We start from the raw sequence: 416 nt of genomic DNA on the forward strand, positions 1-416 counted from the left end.
AGCGCAGGACGAGCATCGTCCGCTGCAGCTCGGGCAGGCGGGCCAGTGCCTGCCACAGGACCGCCCGCAGCTCGGTGCCGCGCATCGCGTCCGTGTCGTACGCCGTCTCCGGGAGCTCCTCGGTCGGGTACTCGTTCAGCTTGCGGCGGCGCCAGGCGCTGATGTGCAGATTGGTCATGGTGCGGCGGAGGTAGCCCCCGACCGCGGCCTTGTCGCTGATCCGGTCCCAGGCGCGGTACGTGGAGAAGAGCGCGCTCTGCAGCAGGTCCTCCGCCTCGAAGCGGTCACCGGTCAGGTGATAGGCGGTCGCGTACAGGGAGGCGCGGCGTTCCTGTACGTAGGCGGTGAATTCCGCCTCCGACAGGGACTGCTGCCGCTCCCCCGTGGTCTCCCCGTACGTCGCCGCTCCCCCGGTT

At 70.4% G+C, this 416-nt stretch carries 1 protein-coding gene; it reads right to left on the reverse strand.

The features are described from left to right. Positions 1-416 (reverse strand): SigE family RNA polymerase sigma factor (locus tag J0695_RS40120; protein ID WP_206969745.1); only part of this gene is annotated, 416 nt, incomplete at both ends.

Origin of the sequence: Streptomyces beijiangensis, from assembly GCF_017315755.1 — a bacterium.
GTDB lineage: Bacteria > Actinomycetota > Actinomycetes > Streptomycetales > Streptomycetaceae > Streptomyces > Streptomyces beijiangensis.